At 42.0% G+C, this 15479-nt stretch carries 15 protein-coding genes; 4 read left to right on the plus strand and 11 right to left on the minus strand.

What is annotated here, in order from left to right:
• Positions 1-8: 8 nt before the first annotated feature.
• Both CXF61_RS03470 and ychF read right to left on the minus strand, forming a co-directional pair.
• Entirely contained in the window at positions 9-542 is a 534-nt protein-coding gene (locus CXF61_RS03470; RefSeq protein WP_165597158.1) for a hypothetical protein, read from the minus strand.
• 128 nt (positions 543-670) lie between these two features.
• Positions 671-1762, minus strand: coding sequence for a redox-regulated ATPase YchF (gene ychF / locus CXF61_RS03475; RefSeq protein WP_101205452.1), 1092 nt, complete (start codon positions 1760-1762; stop codon positions 671-673).
• Between the two features lie 409 nt (positions 1763-2171).
• On the opposite strand from ychF, the gene CXF61_RS03480 reads away from it, so the two are divergent.
• The 3 genes from CXF61_RS03480 (at position 2172) to CXF61_RS03490 (ending at position 6469) form a co-directional block, all read left to right on the plus strand.
• Entirely contained in the window at positions 2172-4376 is a 2205-nt protein-coding gene (locus CXF61_RS03480; protein WP_165597159.1) for an ATP-dependent helicase, read from the plus strand.
• A 343-nt stretch (positions 4377-4719) separates the two neighbouring features.
• On the plus strand, positions 4720-5967 hold the full coding sequence (locus CXF61_RS03485) for an NAD(P)/FAD-dependent oxidoreductase (protein ID WP_165597160.1): 1248 nt from the start codon (positions 4720-4722) through the stop codon (positions 5965-5967).
• Between the two features lie 163 nt (positions 5968-6130).
• Positions 6131-6469 (plus strand): RidA family protein, encoded by a 339-nt coding sequence (locus tag CXF61_RS03490; RefSeq protein WP_055124581.1) that lies wholly within the window; start codon positions 6131-6133, stop codon positions 6467-6469.
• Positions 6470-6658: 189 nt separating this feature from the next.
• Here CXF61_RS03490 and CXF61_RS03495 read toward each other — a convergent pair whose 3' ends face one another.
• Together CXF61_RS03495 and CXF61_RS03500 are read right to left on the minus strand one after the other, a co-directional pair.
• Entirely contained in the window at positions 6659-7471 is an 813-nt protein-coding gene (locus tag CXF61_RS03495) for an enoyl-CoA hydratase (protein WP_165597161.1), read from the minus strand.
• A gap of 210 nt (positions 7472-7681) precedes the next feature.
• Positions 7682-8182 carry a lactoylglutathione lyase family protein gene (locus CXF61_RS03500; protein WP_101205448.1) on the minus strand — a complete coding sequence of 167 codons (501 nt, stop codon included), beginning with the start codon at positions 8180-8182 and terminating at the stop codon, positions 7682-7684.
• A gap of 107 nt (positions 8183-8289) precedes the next feature.
• On the opposite strand from CXF61_RS03500, the gene CXF61_RS03505 reads away from it, so the two are divergent.
• Positions 8290-9159, plus strand: coding sequence for a LysR family transcriptional regulator (locus tag CXF61_RS03505; RefSeq protein WP_165597162.1), 870 nt, complete (start codon positions 8290-8292; stop codon positions 9157-9159).
• 110 nt (positions 9160-9269) lie between these two features.
• Here the strand turns inward: CXF61_RS03505 and CXF61_RS03510 are convergent, their stop codons facing one another.
• The 7 genes from CXF61_RS03510 to CXF61_RS03540 all read right to left on the minus strand — a co-directional run bounded on the left by CXF61_RS03510 (position 9270) and on the right by CXF61_RS03540 (position 15371).
• The gene (locus CXF61_RS03510; RefSeq protein WP_165597163.1) at positions 9270-10406 is read right to left on the minus strand and encodes a glycerate kinase; all 1137 of its coding nucleotides are present in this window, start codon (positions 10404-10406) and stop codon (positions 9270-9272) included.
• Between the two features lie 112 nt (positions 10407-10518).
• On the minus strand, positions 10519-11874 hold the full coding sequence (locus CXF61_RS03515) for a GntP family permease (protein ID WP_134292465.1): 1356 nt from the start codon (positions 11872-11874) through the stop codon (positions 10519-10521).
• Positions 11875-12343: 469 nt separating this feature from the next.
• Positions 12344-12583, minus strand: coding sequence for a hypothetical protein (locus tag CXF61_RS03520; RefSeq protein WP_101205444.1), 240 nt, complete (start codon positions 12581-12583; stop codon positions 12344-12346).
• A 353-nt stretch (positions 12584-12936) separates the two neighbouring features.
• A complete protein-coding gene (gene rplI / locus CXF61_RS03525; RefSeq protein WP_057759378.1) occupies positions 12937-13443 on the minus strand; it encodes a 50S ribosomal protein L9 in 507 nt (168 codons plus the stop codon).
• A gap of 20 nt (positions 13444-13463) precedes the next feature.
• Positions 13464-13694, minus strand: coding sequence for a 30S ribosomal protein S18 (gene rpsR, locus CXF61_RS03530; RefSeq protein WP_010198808.1), 231 nt, complete (start codon positions 13692-13694; stop codon positions 13464-13466).
• 16 nt (positions 13695-13710) lie between these two features.
• Positions 13711-14115 (minus strand): 30S ribosomal protein S6, encoded by a 405-nt coding sequence (gene rpsF, locus CXF61_RS03535; protein WP_101205443.1) that lies wholly within the window; start codon positions 14113-14115, stop codon positions 13711-13713.
• A gap of 290 nt (positions 14116-14405) precedes the next feature.
• Positions 14406-15371, minus strand: a complete 966-nt coding sequence (locus CXF61_RS03540; protein ID WP_165597164.1) for an RDD family protein — start codon at positions 15369-15371, stop codon at positions 14406-14408.
• Positions 15372-15479: the final 108 nt, after the last annotated feature.

Genomic DNA, 15479 nt, shown 5'->3' on the forward strand with positions numbered 1-15479 from the left:
TAACTATATTAAGACTTTTGACAGTTAAAAAGTACGTCTTCTTTGTCGATAGCTACATCGCTGTCCAGTGTCTTATTGAGCAATGTGGCTTTGTCTCCATTTACTTGCCATATGATGCCGTGGGTATTGTCTAACCCAATGTCGCTGGCATAGATGCCTTTATCAGTATCAGTTTCACTATTAGCAGTAGCTGTTAAATCGTATTCGATACCGTCGATGAGCAAATGCGCTGTCTGTGGTGTACTGTCGCTATGATAAGAAACACCGATAGTAGCAGTAGGCTCACAAGAGAAAGGAGTGCTGCTGCTGGCATGAGCTGCATGATCGTGACCTGCGTGCGCATGCTCTTCGTGGCCGTGATCTTCATGCTCTTTATCATCATGCATTTCATGACCTTGTTCATGATTGGCGTGAGCGTCTACTGATTCTTCTTCAGATACCACTGCATCGGTATCGTTGTTCGGCTGACAGCCCAGTAAAGAGCCAGCCATCACACTACCTAGTATAGTAATACCTGCAAGTTTAGAAAAATAAGCCGCCATAATATAATTCCTCAAATAAGCAAAATAAAGATATGTTATAATATAACAATATAATGACAAAATAAAGCCGATGATGGAGAATATCCAACATCGGCTAATTAACTTTAAACAAGCTATACTATTTAAAGTTACACGTTAAATCTAAAGTGCATCACATCGCCATCTTGTACGATGTAAGTTTTACCTTCTAAACGCGATTTACCAGCAGCAGCAGCGCCTTTTTCACCGTTGTATTCGATAAAGTCATCATACGCAATGACTTCAGCACGAATGAATCCGCGCTCAAAATCAGTATGAATCACGCCAGCTGCTTGCGGCGCTGTCGCACCAATAGCGACAGTCCAAGCACGTACTTCTTTTACGCCAGCGGTAAAGTAAGTCTGCATATCAAGTAAGTCATAGCCACCGCGAATGACTTGATCAAGACCGGCTTCTTCCATGTCCATTTCAGCTAGGAAGTCTTTTTTATCGTCTTCATCAAGCTGGGCAATTTCAGATTCGATCTGGTTGCATAGGGCGATGACGATAGAGTCTTCACCAGTGGCATAGTCACGAACAGCGTCAAGGTATGGGTTATTTTCAAAACCATCTTCAGCGACGTTAGCGATATACATGGTTGGCTTTAGCGTAATTAAACCATAGCTTCTGATCAGTTTTTTCTCATCAGCGTCTAGGTTAGCAGCACGAGCCGCTTTACCTTCTGCTAATAATGGTTCAACTTTTTTGAACACATCAAGCAATGCTTGCGCGTCCTTATCACCACCTTTAGCCTTTTTGGTTTGGTTGTGAATTGCGCGCTCAACAGCTTCTAAATCTGCAAGTGCCAGTTCAGTGTTGATGGTTTCGATATCATCAATCGGGCTAACGCGGCCATCAACGTGTACCACATTGTCATCATCAAAACAGCGTACAACGTGAGCAATTGCATCGGTCTCACGGATGTTGGCTAGGAACTGGTTACCCATGCCTTCGCCTTTCGACGCGCCTGCGACCAAACCTGCGATATCAACAAACTCCATGGTCGTTGGTAGAACGCGTTCAGGATTGACGATATCAGCCAGTTGCTTTAGGCGTGGGTCTGGTACTGGCACGATACCCGTGTTGGGATCTTTGGTACAAAATGGAAAGTTTTCAGCGGCGATACCCGCTTTGGTCAACGCATTAAACAAGGTGGATTTACCCACGTTTGGTAGGCCGACGATGCCGCAATTAAAACCCATAACATTCTCTCAATGTATTAATAAAATCAGTTGGTATAAAGTTTGGTTAAATGATAAATCAAAATTGGGCACATTGTAGCAAATTTACCTGAATAGGGGTGAGGTTGTTACGGTATATGCTCAGGTTTTTACCTGATAATGATAAGCAGCTTTATGATAAAAGCAGGTTGTATTAGGGGCTTAGAAATGAATAAGGCGAATCAATACGAGTGACACATAGCTTATGTGGGCTAATAAACCCTATTTTTTAATATGCTAAACTGTCACGCATAGATAAGGGCTTAAAGTGCACGTAAATTCAGCACATATACTCTGCTAGGTTTAACAAGTCATACTTATTCTAAAGCTATAAACAGTCAGACATACGCTGATAATATCGCCAAAATAAAATGTAAGGCAATTTTAGACAATGACAACCTCGATTTTTGACACACGCCACTATAAATATCCGCAGAACTTCCTTGAGATGAAGCCTAAACTGACTCGACTTGAGCAGGCTATTAAGAAGCTAGAGGCAAATTTAATTGATACTGCTGAGACGACAAATATTAAGTTGTTAAAGCAGAGGCTAGATAATGGATTGGGGTTAAAGGTCGATTATGCCAGTGAGCTAAATCCCGATCAGTTAATGGCCGCGACTACGATCAAGGGCAAAGTATTGGTCATTGCTGGAGCTGGCTCAGGCAAGACCAAAACCTTGACCTATCGGACCAGTTATCTATTGGAAAACGGGGTGTCGCCTAAAGAGATTTTGCTACTGACTTTTACGCGTAAAGCTGCAAATGAAATAAAAGATAGAGCTAAGTCCTTGCTGGCTAGCAGTCTTTCAAATCAAGAACTATCAGACGAAGAGCTGGCTGAGGATAAGCTGCCAACTGATAAAGCATTAAATAGCATCACTAGTGGTACTTTTCACTCGTTTTGTAATATGTTACTGCGTCAATATTCAGGGCTGCTCGGTATCAATCCAAGGTTTACCATTTTGGATACGGGTGATAGTGAGGACGCTATCGACTTGGTGCATAAAGAAAAAAAGTATCCTGCTCAGACCAAGTCACAAGCCTTTCCACGCAAAAAAACGCTGCAAAATATCATCTCGACGTCTAGAAATAGACGTATACATATTCGCGACTTAATCGAAAGTAACTACCCAGATATTGCCGTACATATTCCTATTATCGAGCAGCTGGCAGTTGACTTTCATGAGTATAAGCGCGCCAATCACTTATATGATTTTGATGACATTATCAGCCAAGTCGTACGTCATTTAAAAACCAATGACACCTTTCGACAGCTACTGCAAAACCAGTATCGCTATATTATGGTTGATGAATACCAAGACACCAATATTCCGCAAAAGCAGCTAATTGACTTAATATGTGAGCCTGAGTCGGTATCGCTGATGGTAGTCGGTGACGACAATCAAAGTATTTACGCGTTTCGCGGTGCCAATTATGAAAACATTTTGCTATTCGGTGAGACCTATCCTCAAGCCAGACTTATTAAGCTTGAGCAAAATTATCGCAGCTCGCCGTCCGTTTTAAACTATATCAATGCGTTGTCCGCGCAAATCACGCTAGGCTATCAAAAGCAGCTGTATTCTGATGCGCCAATAGAAGGACACAAGCCAGTATTTCGACGACTCAGTGATGAGCCAAAAGAAGCGGGCTATATCACTGATAAGATTGTCGCGCTAAAGCCAGAGTATGACTACAACGACTTTGCAGTATTATGCCGTACGTCATTTCAATCCAATTACATACAGCTAGAGTTTATGGCGCGCAACATTCCCTTTATCGTCGTGGGTGGTATCAAGTTCATTGAAAGACGTCATATCAAAGACGTATTGGCCTTTGTCAAAATACTCTACAACCCAAATGACACAATTGCTTGGCATCGTATTTTGACCTTGTTCAAAGGGGTGGGTGCAGTGACGGCGACGCGCTTAACCCAAGCCATTACTGCTGACAATAATGCATTTGAATCCTTACTGGCCGCGCCTTTTGCAAAAAAGAGCAATCAGCTAGAACCTCTATATCATGCGCTTACCAAAGCACAGCAAGCTGAATCGGTCGAGACAGCTATTGAGCATATTCTTGAGTTTTATATTCCAGTGTTAAAGCTGATTGAAGAAAATTGGCGTGAGCGTACCGAAGATTTTCGGGTGCTAAAGAACTTAGCGACAGAGCACACAAGCCTTGATAGTTTTTTAGAAAATCTCGCTTTAGACCCACCTAATGATTCAGTTGCTGTGATGGGCAATTCGGATAACGGGCAAGACAGTAGCAATGACAAAGTCACTATCTCGACCATTCATAGTGCTAAAGGGCTTGAATGGCCAGTAGTATTTGTGAATTCTTTAGTAGATGGCATCACGCCGCATTATCGTTCTTTGGATGACTTTGAAGCATTAGAAGAAGAGCGTAAGCTGTTTTATGTTGCCTGTAGTCGTGCAAAGACACAGTTGTATCTGACAGCACCAAATTACTTTTCTAGTTATTCTGGATACTTTGACAAACCGTCACGTTTTATCGCTGAGCTATCTGCGGACGAGGTAACAGTTGAGACGACAAGGCGAACCATGATAGAAGACGATGATCCCATTTGGTGGTAATGTTCTATGTTTAGTTGATTATCCAATCAATTAAACATAAGCTAATAAGGCTATTCAGTAATATAGATAAGTGAGCTTTCGAATACTTGAACGTTTTATAACTAAAAACATTGGATAATTTGACAATATTTTCATCAAATTTGTTGCTAGATTATTGCTCAAAGCTAGTATTATTCCTATCAAAAATACCTTCTTAAAAAGCCCATAACCAAAAGTATGTGACGCGAAAATATTTCTCAGATAAGGGTTTCAAATTTATCCTAATGCGTTACTATTACCACCTAATTTGGTTAGACCCTTATATTTGATACTCTGTATTAACACCCTAAGAAAAGGATAGGTTATGCGCTACGAAGTTATCGTTATCGGTGCAGGTATGGTTGGCACGTCAATCGCGTGGCATCTACAAAAAAATAACTCAAATGTATTATTGTTAGACAAAAAATTGCCAGGGTCAGAGACCTCATATGGCAATGCAGGATTGATTCAGCGCGAAGCCATTCATACACATCCTTTTCCTCGTCAGCTGACAGAAATGATCAGAGTATTGCCAAACCAAGGGACCGATATTCGCTATCGTATCCCGGCCATTTTGCGTTATCACCAAGCGCTGCTTCAGTATTGGAAATACTCTACGCCGGCTTCAGTCAAAAAAATTGAATCAGAGTGGCAGACGCTGATTGAGCATTGTACCAGTGAGCACCAAACCATGATTAGCGCTTCTGGTGCTGACGAGCTCATTACTCGTGATGGTTGGTTGCAATTGCATCGCTCAGAAGAGACGTTCAAAGAAGCGCAAGTAGCAGCCATTGATGCACGTAACCAAGGTGTTGAGCATAACGTACTAAACCTTGAAGCGCTAAAAGCAATGGAGCCTAGTGCCAATTTTGAAGGTTTTGTTGGCGCAATTCATTGGAAAAACTCTTGGCAAGTATCGAACCCAAGCTCGCTCGTGAAAGCTTATGCAAAAAACTTCCAAGATATGCAGGGTACGATCAAAGAAAGCGATGTGAAAGAAATCGTTCAAGATGGCGAAGGCTGGAAAATTATCACTGATAACGATACCTACTATAGTGATAAATTGGTTATCGCAGCAGGCCCATGGTCTAATGATTTGATCAGACCACTTGGCTATAATCTGCCGTTGTTCCCAATGCGCGGTTATCATCAGCATTTCAAAGTGACAGAAAAGAACACCATCAATCACAGTATGTTTGATATGGACAAAGGCTTTGTGATGGGGCCAATGCAGCAGGGTATCCGTATCACCACTGGTGCTGAGATGACCACGATGAATGCGCCAAAGAACTTTGGTCAGTTAAAAACTGTATTGAAGCTTGCTAAAAAAATCTTGCCATTAGAAGATGCGGTTGAGAGTGAAGCATGGGCAGGCTCTCGTCCTTGTATGCCTGATATGAAGCCAGTAATCGGTCCTGCTGACAAGCATGACAAACTATGGTTCGCATTTGGTCACAGCCATCAAGGCTTCACTTTAGGGCCAATGACAGGGCGTCTGGTTGAAGAAATGATTCACGATAAGCCTACATTGGTCGATCTTGCACCATTTAGTGTCCAGCGTTTTTCTAACTAAGCGCGTATCTGATATATAGTTGATCCAATTTAAGAGCGGTACAAGGCAACCGAGTGCAGATGTATATGTCATACTTCAAGCGAGGTTAACGCTGTAACGCTTTTATAGTGGATTGACTATAGTTAGCACAGAATTAAATTAAGAAATAAAAGGTATAGACATGATTAAGAAGCTACACAGCAATCAACGTATGAGCAAAACCGTAATCCATAACCAGACGATCTATTTGTGTGGTCAGGTAGGTAATGCAGAAGACGATATCAAAGCGCAAACATTGACTTGTCTAGAAAAAATTCAAACGTTGCTAGAAGAGGTAGGTAGTGATAAATCAAAGCTACTATCAGTAACGGTTTGGATTAAAGACATGGCTGACTTTGCTGCTATGAATGAAGTTTATGACCAGTGGTTTGAAGGTATTCAGCCACCGGCTCGCGCTTGTGGTGAGTCAGCTTTAGCACGTCCTGAGCTATTGGTTGAAATGATCGCTATCGCTGCTGAGTAAAGACTGCTCATAGTACCTATAGCACCTGTATTAAATAGAAATGAAAAAGGCCATGATAATGATATCGTGGCCTTTTTTATGCTTGGCAATAAGCAAATTTAATTAATGCAAATCGGTATGCTAGTTTTCTGAACTAAGCATATTCTGTATGATATCAGCTAAGCAATATAATGATTATTATTATAGGAATTAGCACCCTTTCCATACCGCTCGGCGCTTCTCAATAAATGCATCAATCCCTTCGCCCACATCGTCTGCCATCATATTGCCCGTCATAATTTCACTGGCATAATCATACGCATCTTCGATGTTCATGCTCAGCTGCTTATAAAACATATCTTTGCCAGTTCTCACCGCTACCGGAGACTTGGCAGTGATTACTGTTATCAGTGACTGTAGTGTCTGATCAAGTTGCTCTACTGGCGCAACTCGATTGATCAAGCCATATTGCAAGGCAGTATGCGCGTCGATAAACTCACCCGTAATTAGCATTTCAAACGCTTGCTTACGAGGTAGATTACGGCTGACGGCTACAGCAGGTGTGGAGCAGAACAGTCCAACGTTTATCCCAGAAGTAGCAAATTTTGCATTATCAGCGGCAACGGCTAAGTCACAAGCGGCGACCAGTTGACATCCTGCAGCGGTAGCAATGCCTTGTACTTTTGCAATGACGACTTGTGGCATATGGTTGATGGCAAGCATCATTTTGCTACATTGCTGGAATAGAGCGCGGTGAAATGCTGCATCTGTGTGCGCGCGCATTTGTTTTAGATTATGACCAGCACAGAATGCCTTGCCTGTCGCTTGAATAACCACGACTCTGATCGTATCGTCTTGAACGATATTATCCAGTTCTGCTTGCATGGCAGATAGTACTTCAACGGACAGGGCATTGAATTGTTTGGGTTGGTTTAAGGTGAGCGTGACGACGCCACTGTCTTTATCGTCTTCTCTAATAACCAGAAGGTCGTCTATGTCTAGAGTAATGTCAGATTGAGTCATTTATCATCCTTGATAATGGGTTGGTTTATAGTTTTATATATAGCTGACTAAATAGTAGCATGGCTCACATTCTATACAATAGATGGAGCACATAGAAAGCGCACGAAAAAATAGCGCACTCAGATGATGAGTACGCTATTGGTTTTTCAATCAGATATAAGCTAACTCTATACTAACTTAAATTTATACTAAGCTGTATTTATACTGAACTTAGTATGCGCCTTCGCTATAGATAAGCTCATAGCTATGGCTGTATATCTCGACGATGTTACCGAACGGGTCTTCCATATAGATCATGCGATAAGGTTTTTCGCCAGGGTAGTAGTAGCGTGGTTTTTCCATACGCTTTTTACCACCTGCTGCAACCATACGCTCAGCCAGTTCTTCAACATTTGGATCTTGAACGCAGAAGTGAAAGATACCTGTTTTCCAGTATTCAAAGTTGTTTTCAGGGTTTTCTTGATTTTTAAATTCAAAAATCTCAACACCGATACGGTCACCAGTAGATAGGTGAGCGATACGAAAGCTGCCCCAACCTGCACCGAATACTTCAGTACACATCTCACCAATCGGGCTGTCATCTTCGACAATCTCAGTTGGTTCCATGATGGTGTACCAACCCATCACTTCAGTATAAAATTTTACGGCGGCATCTAAGTCAGGGACTGACAGACCGATGTGCGAAAAGCTTCTTGGATAAACGTTGTTCATAGCTTGTGTTCCTGTTTGCTGTACTCTTGTTTAACGTGAGGCCAGTATACAAATGCACCGTCATTATGTAAAATTATCAAATACTATATAAATAAGTATGAAATATAATGATAAATATCACATGGCTACGAACTTTCTGTACGCTTGCCGAAGTTGGACACTTTACTCGTACGGCTGAACGTCTATATATGACGCAGTCTGGTGTGAGCCAACACATAAGTAAGTTAGAGGAGCAGCTAGATACAGACTTGTTAATTCGACAAGGAAAGCAGTTCTCATTGACCAATGCAGGTGAGCAGCTTTATAAAGAAGCAGGCGAGATATTGCAGCGATTATCAAATTTAGAACAGCGTATCGGTGAAGATCCGCCCTATGAAGGATTGGTGCGGTTGATGTCACCGGGGAGTGTGGGACTCAAGTTATATCCGCAGCTTTTGTCTTTACAGCAGCAGTATCCAAAACTAGTGATTGATTACCGTTTTGCACCCAATTCTGATATTGAGCGGGCGCTGGCAAATCACGAGATTGATATTGGTTTTATGACTGATATCTCAGATGATGAAACGGTTAGTTGCAAACCTATGGCGCAAGAAGCATTGATACTAGTAACTCCTGCGGCTACAGCAGAGCCTAGCTGGGAGCAGCTTATCGAGCTTGGATTTATCGATCATCCAGATGGCGCCCATCATGCAGGCATGCTACTGACCGCCAATTACGATCAATTCCAGCATATCAATGACTTTGAGAAAAAGGGCTTTTCGAATCAGATCGGCCTGATACTAGAGCCCGTCAGCAGAGGAATCGGCTTTACTGTTTTGCCAGCACATGCAGTGGCTGCCTATCCGAAGCCTGAGCTGATTAGCAGTCATCATTTACCAGTTGCCGTTAGCGAAACGCTATATCTTGCTGTCAGACGACAGCAGGCACTTTCTAATAGAGTGCATACGGTCCTTGATGAAGTAAAAAAATGGCTATAGACATGTTGAGAATGATAAATGCACAGCTGACAAAGGGCTAATAAAACGCTCGATAGCTGTGCACTTAGTGGAGGATGCTATTGATAAATTGCGACTATGAAAGATTGCGGCTATTTTAAAGTCTGCCCAAGTTTGATACTTGCAGCAATATTAGCAGCAGTAGTTTCAATATTGTTATAAGCAGAGCCTAACACGTTATCAATCGTGTCTACTTTTTGGATACTCGGCATGACCACATCGAACTGACTGGTCTGAGCAGGTTTTAGTCCATCGACGCTGCCGCAGATAGCGATGACAGGTGTACGGCTAGCCTTAGCGATTTGGCTGATACCGCCTGCCACTTTACCCATGGCGGTTTGCGCATCAAGCTTACCTTCGCCAGTGATGACGAGATCTGCCTCTGCGATATGCTGTGACAGGTGAGCCACTTCGGCAACCGTATCAAAGCCTGACTTTAGCTGAGCTTGAAAGAAAGTCATCATCGCATAGCCAAGACCGCCAGCAGCGCCAGCGCCTTCAACGTATTGACAGTCTTCATAGCCATGCTGTCCACATATGGTCGCAAAGTGACTGAGTGCCTTGTCCAAAGTATTAACCTGCTCTGGGCAAGCGCCTTTTTGTGGCCCAAACACTGCGCTTGCACCCAGCAGACCGCATAACGGATTGGTCACATCACAAGCAACTTCAAATACCGTGTCTGATATCCTTGCATGCAGGCTAGTATTATCGAGCTTATGTAGGCTGGCAAGTGCGCCACCACCATGAGTGAGTAGGCTATCATTGATGTCATGAAATGTTATGCCTAACGCCATTAGCATACCAAGTCCTGCATCATTGGTTGCGCTACCACCCAGACCAATGACGATACGCTTAGCACCTTCTTCTAACGCATCTTCGATCAGCTCCCCAACACCATAACTACTCGCAATAACGGGATTACGCTCATCAGCTGTCAGTAGGTGCAATCCGCAGGCTTGAGCCACTTCGATAACAGCAGTCGCGTCAGGCAATAACAGATACTTTGCCGTAATCGGTCTCATTAATGGGTCATGTACTCTGACTTCTTTCCAGCGCCCGCCCAATACATAAGACAATACCGCTGAGGTACCTTCACCGCCATCGGCCATTGGCAACAGCTTGTAGTCAGCATCTGGAAACACTTGACTAAAGCCAGATTGAATGGCGTGGCACACGTCCAGTGCTTCTAAACTTTCTTTAAACGAGTCAGGGGCGATCAAAATTTTCATACGGCTCTCTTTGAATATCTTAATGACACGATCATTGCGATAGTGTCATGTTTTAAAACGTTTATTTAGCAATCATCAAATAAACGTCTGTACAAGTACCCAATCTCATGAACTAGATAAACACTAGGGTCAACAACCAGATAAATACGATGCTAGTCACACCCTGGATACCAGTAGCCATTGAATGAGCCTTGTACGCTTGTGCGACACTCATGCGACTAAACTGGCTAACAATCCAAAAGAAGCTGTCATTGGCATGTGAGATGGTCATGGCACCGGCACCAATTGCCATCACGCAGAACACACGTCCAAGTTCGCTGTCTAGGCCAATCTGACTCAATAGTGGGGCAACCATAGCAGAAGTAGTAACCAATGCAACTGTGGTTGAGCCTTGTGCTGTTTTTAGCGCAGCAGAAACGATAAATGGCATGAAGATACCTAAACCCAAGGCCGATAGCGTCGAACCTAAATAATCGCCAATCGGCGTCACTTTTAGCATGGCACCAAATGCGCCACCAGCACCAGTGATCAATAGGATAGGGGCTGCTACTACCAAACCTTGCGAGATACTATCGCTGATTTCTTGCGTTTTTTGGCTTGATTTAATCAAGAAAAAGGATAAGAACAAACCGATAAGTAGTGCAGTAAGCGGATTACCAATGAATATCAAAATCTCCGCTACCATGCTACTACCAAACGGTGCGCTTGGGAAATTAGCAACCGAAGACAGGCAGATTAATATGATAGGAACGATAATCGGCAAGAAAGCCATTGTCGCTGAAGGCAAATGGCTGTAATCGTCACGAGTTTTCATTCCTTCAGGCATTGCTGCTGGAGCATCTGCCGCATTGATATTGTCAGGAGTAGCGTTAAGGAAGCGATTAGACCACCACCAGCCAGCCAGTACTGCAACTGCTGTCACGACCACACCGACCATGATGACTAAACCCAAATTTGACTCTAGACCTAAGTTACCTGCCGCTGCGATTGGGCCTGGCGTCGGTGGGACAAAGGTATGGGTGGCATATAGACCAGTTGCCAAGGCAATGCTCATCGCGACACTTGATACATGTAAGCGCTCAGCTAAAGACTCTTTTAGAGAGTTTAAGATAATATAGCCAGAGTCACAAAATACAGGGATCGAAACGACCGCACCGACGATAGACATGGTCAAAGTAGGGAAGCGTGGCCCCAATACTTTAATAACGGACTCTGCCATTACGATAGCAGCACCCGTTTTTTCAAGAATTAAGCCAATAATCGTGCCAAATACAATCACAAGACCGATATAGCCTAAGATACCACCGAAACCATCAGAGATCGTTTTTGCGACCGTGTTAAGTGGTACTTGATAAAATAGCGCGACCAAAAAAGCAGACAAGATCAATACTAAAAAAGGATGCCACTTTAGTTTTGCGGTAGCGAAAATAATAAAAAGAATGGTCAGCACAAGCCAAAATACAATCATCACTGTCTCAATATGGTTTATATCTTAATTGATTACCAATGCAATATAGTCAATTATATCGAGATTAAATACGGTATATAGCTTGCTAATTCTACTTTGCGTAGTGCTTGCAAGTGCTTTTACCATATCTACATTTAAACGATATTGGACCAACTATCTGCATCACTAACGATACGAAATTTTAAAGGGGCATATTTTATAGCAAATAGACGCCGCTAGGAAATAGATTCGTTAAATAGTTGGCGCTGTTGACAAAAAATTGAGAGATACTTAATTTTAAAATGACGGAAATCAGTAAGAAAACGTCGAAGAGGTGTGTGGAAATACTTGTATAACTAGCAATTGCTAATACTTCAAACCAAAAAAAACTGGCCATCTATAATGACCAGTTTTTGTCTAAACAATATTTACCTACCTGAGTAATGATTATTTTTAGAATAGGTATTCTAAGGAGTGCCCTGATTGACAGTTAGGCAATCTTATCAAAAAAAGCTTTGTTATTGGTAGCAGTTGCAGTATCAAAGCTGACGTAAATGCCTTGATCATCCAACGTGGCATACCAATGATCATCATTGCCACTGGTCAGCAGCTGAAAGTATTTGTCATTGACTATTCTGCCAACTGTATACACCTCACCTTCGGAGTAGTATGCATTACCTTGAGTACAGATAAGCTTGTCATTGGTATGAATGTTATGATTTTCTTTCATGTTCTTGCGCCCTATTAGTACATTAGATAGCAGTAGATTATCAATTCTGCTAATAGTAATAAAGATGATTATATAGGCAGTATCTTGTTGTTTGGTATAGCGTTTTTAAGGCAATTGTTGCATTCAGTTACTACAGTATTGCATAGATAACACCGTTATCATAGCAATAGATTTTTTGAAAATCCTAAGCTGTTTAGGAATATATAAAATCCTAATTTATCGAGATAAAGGAGTGCAAGTTAGTGATATAAGTAGTCTAAATACATAGACTCTAATGTCAAAAATGACGCACGTAAAAAGCCAGCAACCTAAGTTGCTGGCTTTTTGCATACTGAGTCTAACTATATAGAAGATTACTCTTCAGAATAGTCCTCTTCAGCAGCTTCTTCGTCAGCTGAATCTTCGTTGTTACCATCTTCAGAAAGAATAGTAACTAAGATGCTAGCAGTAACGTCATGATGCAATTGGATATCAACATTGTATTCGCCAACTTGACGTAGAGTGCCTTCAGGTAGCTTGATTTCAGCACGGTCTACTTCTAGACCTGAGTTAGTCAATGCTTCAGCGATATCGCGAGTACCGATAGAGCCGAATAGCTTGCCTTCGTCACCTGATTTAGCACGCATGATAACATTAACGTCAGTCAATGCATCAGCACGCTCTTGAGCAACAGCGATCTCTTTTGCTTCTTCAGCTTCAAGTTCAGCACGACGTGCTTCGAACTTTTCAATGTTAGCTTTAGTAGCAGGTAGCGCTTTGCCCTGAGGGATAAGAAAGTTACGTCCGTAACCTGGTTTTACATCGACAGTTTCACCGAGTTTACCAAGGTTGACGATACGCTGTAACAAAATAATTTGCATGAGTCATTCCTAGTTAGCGGTTAACCTTGATGGTTATCAGTGTATGGAAGTAGCGATAAATAACGAGCTTGCTTGATAGCAGTCGCTAATTGACGCTGATATTTAGTAGATGTACCAGTAATACGGCTTGGTACGATTTTACCATTATCACTAATGTACTGTTTTAGCAATTCAACATCTTTATAGTCGATGTGAGTGATGCCTTCAGCAGTGAAACGGCAGAATTTGCGACGGCGATAGAAACGTGCCATGAGTATTCTCCTTTAATTAGTCTTCACTGTTGTCGTTGTCGTCATTATCGTTTTCACGATTATCTGGACGACGAGTAGTTGCTTTGCGTGCGCGTTTTTCATCGGCATTCTTGGCTAACTGCGACTCTTCAGTGACAGCTTCGTCACGGCGCATAACTAGACTACGAATGATCGCGTCGTTATAACGGAATAATTCTTCAAGTTCAGCTAAAGTTTCACCGTCAGTTTCAATGTTGAAAAGAACGTAATGAGCTTTGTGAATCTTGTTGATTGGATAAGCCAGTTGACGACGGCCCCAATCCTCTAGACGATGGATAACACCGTTGTTGTCTTGAACTAACTTGATATAGCGCTCAACCATGCCGACCACTTGGTCGCTTTGGTCTGGGTGTACAAGTAACACCAGTTCGTAATGTCGCATTATGACTCCTTACGGATTAGTAGCTATTAACCCTATGTTAATAGCAAGGAGATTTATAAGGTAAGCCCAATTCTAGTCATATTTTATAAAAAACAATCAAGAATAAGCTTAGTTTATAAAGCGCCGTATTATAACAGTACTCGGCAACTAACACAAAGGTTAATCACTAAGCTACTGCCAATAAAATATAAAAAGAGGCTAAATAGGCTTTGATAAATAAAAAAGCCGCGATAGTACGCAGCTTTTTTAAGTATAACGAGCTATAAAACCAATAGCCAAATCAAATACTGTTATTCAGATTTTGACTTCTTTGCCAATTGGCTACTGTCTGCTTTGACCACTAAGGTTTTGGCAAGTTTGTCATGCCAACCAATATTTTCAGGGCTTTTAGATGCCATATAGTAATGAATGGCTAAAGGTATCAGTACTATAAATGAAGTAGAAAGGGGGATATAAAGTAGTGCTAGAAAAAGAGTACGTATCACAACCAATCTAAGAAAAGAAGGTAAATGATGGGTGGTTTGATCTACAACACGAATTCCCGTAATCAATTTACCTAACGACTGGCCCCGCAAGATAATAAAAAGTAATTGCAAAGCGATAAGGCCGAAAACCATCGCATTGGATATTAATTGTGTCGCTTGCGGAATACTTTCAGAAAGACTCAAAGAATATTTAATTACTGCTTCCATATTCTGTAAGTCTGTGGGCATGTCTCCCAACTTTCTCATAGCTAGCATTAATGGAAGAAACGCCATTATTAGTAGCAGCCAATCAAGCGCGGTTGCCAATACGCGTGACATAATTGGCGCAAGTACCACGTTGCCGACGACTTTATCATTGTCTGCAACAGCTTTTTTGAGAGTAGACTTATTCAGTGAGACATTGTTGTGCGGCGTTTGATGACGATTGGTCGTCATGTCGGCTTTCACGTTTTTAGGACGTTCAGGCTTGCCATATAGTCTGTCTAACGATACTGACTTATCATCTTTTGCTTTATTGGTATCTTCAGGGAAGACGGTCACGTTATTGATGATAGAGTCGTTTACTTCAGGCGTGTTAGCACTGGTCGGGCGATACACCGTTTGGTTATTGGTAAGATCACCTATGCGCTGCCACTGAGCTAAGCCTTCATGCCACATCAGATCATCAAGCAATACTTCACCAGATGCCAGCATGATATTCAGCTGCTCCAACTGATATGGGCCAGCTTGTACGTTATTTCGAGCAAGGAAAATCTGCATAATTGCCTGCATAGTTAGTCATGTCTTAGGATATTATATTAGGGTCTATTTGAAAAAATCAAATAGACCCTAATAGTGGTATCTTTAATGACTGTGTGAATGACCGCTGTGACTAAACGT

The sequence above is a fragment of the Psychrobacter sp. 4Dc genome (assembly GCF_002836715.1).
Lineage (GTDB): Bacteria > Pseudomonadota > Gammaproteobacteria > Pseudomonadales > Moraxellaceae > Psychrobacter.

Coding starts and splice junctions, on each gene's coding strand:
- CXF61_RS03510 (WP_165597163.1), bottom strand. CDS start 10,406: ATGAAAATTTTGATCGCCCCTGACTCGTTTAAAGAAAGTTTAGAAGCA.
- CXF61_RS03480 (WP_165597159.1), top strand. CDS start 2,172: ATGACAACCTCGATTTTTGACACACGCCACTATAAATATCCGCAGAAC.
- CXF61_RS03540 (WP_165597164.1), bottom strand. CDS start 15,371: ATGCAGGCAATTATGCAGATTTTCCTTGCTCGAAATAACGTACAAGCT.
- CXF61_RS03520 (WP_101205444.1), bottom strand. CDS start 12,583: ATGAAAGAAAATCATAACATTCATACCAATGACAAGCTTATCTGTACT.
- rpsF (WP_101205443.1), bottom strand. CDS start 14,115: ATGCGACATTACGAACTGGTGTTACTTGTACACCCAGACCAAAGCGAC.
- rpsR (WP_010198808.1), bottom strand. CDS start 13,694: ATGGCACGTTTCTATCGCCGTCGCAAATTCTGCCGTTTCACTGCTGAA.
- CXF61_RS03500 (WP_101205448.1), bottom strand. CDS start 8,182: ATGAACAACGTTTATCCAAGAAGCTTTTCGCACATCGGTCTGTCAGTC.
- CXF61_RS03495 (WP_165597161.1), bottom strand. CDS start 7,471: ATGACTCAATCTGACATTACTCTAGACATAGACGACCTTCTGGTTATT.
- CXF61_RS03470 (WP_165597158.1), bottom strand. CDS start 542: ATGGCGGCTTATTTTTCTAAACTTGCAGGTATTACTATACTAGGTAGT.
- CXF61_RS03485 (WP_165597160.1), top strand. CDS start 4,720: ATGCGCTACGAAGTTATCGTTATCGGTGCAGGTATGGTTGGCACGTCA.
- rplI (WP_057759378.1), bottom strand. CDS start 13,443: ATGCAAATTATTTTGTTACAGCGTATCGTCAACCTTGGTAAACTCGGT.
- CXF61_RS03515 (WP_134292465.1), bottom strand. CDS start 11,874: ATGATTGTATTTTGGCTTGTGCTGACCATTCTTTTTATTATTTTCGCT.
- CXF61_RS03505 (WP_165597162.1), top strand. CDS start 8,290: ATGATAAATATCACATGGCTACGAACTTTCTGTACGCTTGCCGAAGTT.
- ychF (WP_101205452.1), bottom strand. CDS start 1,762: ATGGGTTTTAATTGCGGCATCGTCGGCCTACCAAACGTGGGTAAATCC.